3 protein-coding genes are annotated in these 1992 nt (G+C 64.5%); all 3 read right to left on the reverse strand.

Annotation, left to right across the window (positions count from 1 at the left end):
* Positions 1–743: radical SAM protein (locus tag EN993_RS35255; protein WP_127266185.1), on the reverse strand; the 743-nt coding region annotated here is incomplete at its 3' end.
* Positions 744–817: 74 nt separating this feature from the next.
* A complete protein-coding gene (locus tag EN993_RS35260; RefSeq protein ID WP_127266186.1) occupies positions 818–1618 on the reverse strand; it encodes a 1-acyl-sn-glycerol-3-phosphate acyltransferase in 801 nt (266 codons plus the stop codon).
* A 21-nt stretch (positions 1619–1639) separates the two neighbouring features.
* Positions 1640–1992: N-acetyltransferase (locus tag EN993_RS35265; RefSeq protein ID WP_164758042.1), on the reverse strand; the 353-nt coding region annotated here is incomplete at its 5' end.

Here is a 1992-nt window from a genome sequence, read left to right on the forward strand (position 1 = left end):
GTCTTACCCCCTTTGGTCTCGCCCCGGCCATGCCAGGCATTGACGTTCTGGCCAAGCAGCGTCACTTCGCGCACGCCGGCTTCCGCCAGGCGCTCAGCCTCCGCAACAATCTGCGCCACCGGCCGCGAGACTTCGGAGCCTCTGGTGTAAGGCACGACGCAGAAGGTGCAGAACTTGTCGCAACCTTCCTGCACGGTGAGGAAGGCGGTGACGCCACGCTTGATGACCTCGGCGCGCTTCGGCTGCGGCAGATGCTCGAACTTGTCCTCGATGGCGTAGTCGGTCTCGACGATCTTCTCGCCGCCGCGCACCCGCGCCAGCACGTCGGGGAGCCGGTGATAGGTCTGCGGGCCGATGACCAGGTCGACGGCCGGAGAACGGCGGATGATCTCGGCGCCTTCGGCCTGCGCCACGCAGCCGGCGACGCCGACCAGCATCTCACGGCCGGCCAAGGCACGTTCGGCTTTCATATCGCGAATACGGCCGAGCTCGGAATAGACCTTTTCGGCCGCCTTCTCCCTGATGTGGCAGGTGTTGAGCAGCACCAGGTCGGCCTCGCCAATGGCATCGGTCGCGGTGTAGCCGTCGGCGGCCAGCGCATCGGTCATACGCTGTGAATCATAGACGTTCATCTGGCAGCCATAGGTCTTGATGAAGACCTTCCTGGTCGCTGCAGCCGGCGCGGCGGCCATCCCTTCGGCCACGGCGTCGATGTCGTCACGCTCTATCGTGTTCAAGTCCATCCGGCGGCTTCTAACGCCTTTCCGTGACAAAAAACAGACGATTTTCAGCATGCGCCTGCAGGCACATGCCGGGGCTAGCGGCTCGGGCGCGGATCGGCAAGCGCTGCCTGCATCATCCCGCGCACCTGACTTTCCATCAGTTTCGACGTTTCCTTGCGGTTCGAGCCCTTGGAAAAGGCGATCGGTTCGCCGAAATGCACCTCGACGTCGAGGGCGCCCTCCGCCAGCAGCACCCTGAGATGCGGCATCAAATCCTCATCGCCGATCCAGGCGGCAAGCGGGCGGTGCCGGCGGCCGAGCGGCACGCCGTGCAGGCGCGTGTAGGCAATCGCCACCGGTTGGATGAAGACCTGCTCGGCCGCGCCTTCCGAAATCGCCATCGAGGCAGCGCCAAACAGCGTGCTCTTGAACGGCAGGATCATGTTGCCGTCGCCGGTCGAGCCCTCGGCAAACAGCACCATGGCATCGCCCTTGGCCATGCGGCTGGCGATCTCGCTTGCCTGGTCGCCCGAGGAACGCTTGCGTTCGCGCTCGATGAACACGGTGCGCTGCAGCTTCGACAGCATGCCGATCAGCGGCCAGCCTTCCATATCGGCTCTGGCGATGAACTTCACATCGACCATGGAGCCGAGCACCATGATGTCGGTCCAGGAGATGTGGTTGGAGGCAACCAGCAGCGGGCGCTTGTCAGAGAGCGTACCCTTGACATGGATGCGCATGCCGAGCGCCCTGATGATGAGCCTGTGCCAGATCTTGAGGATGATCGTTTCCGGCCACCAGCCGGTCTTCATCGACAGTATCTGCAATGGCACGAGGACCAATGAGCCGGCGACAACGAGGCCCAGCGCCAGGAAAATCCTGATTTTCTTGATCATCGCCCTACCCCGGCCGTCTCGCTAGCGAAGATCGCGGCGCATGACAAGCGCGCCGGTCGGCCCGTGCTCCGCCGACCTGTAGTAATTCGGACGCTTGCCGACCTCGCGGAAGCCCAGCCGACGGTAAAGCGCAATCGCGGCGACATTGGTCTCGTCGACTTCGAGGAACAGCGCTTCGGCGCGCTGCGCGTGCAGTTCGCGCAGCACCGCGTCCATCAATTGCCAGCCCAATCCCTGGCGGCGATGCGATCGCGCCACCGCCACGGTCAGGATCTCGCCTTCGCCGGCCGCGAGCCTCGCCAGCACGAAGCCGACGGGCGGCTTGGCACCCTGCCCGGTTTCGCGCGCGGCGTAGCCGAACACGGTGTCCTGTT

This window comes from Mesorhizobium sp. M7D.F.Ca.US.004.01.2.1, assembly GCF_003997785.1.
In the GTDB taxonomy this organism is placed as follows: domain Bacteria; phylum Pseudomonadota; class Alphaproteobacteria; order Rhizobiales; family Rhizobiaceae; genus Mesorhizobium; species Mesorhizobium loti.

What these genes read in the sequence shown, in the direction of transcription:
- EN993_RS35260 (WP_127266186.1), bottom strand. Translation starts at nt 1,618, where the DNA reads ATGATCAAGAAAATCAGGATTTTCCTGGCGCTGGGCCTCGTTGTCGCC.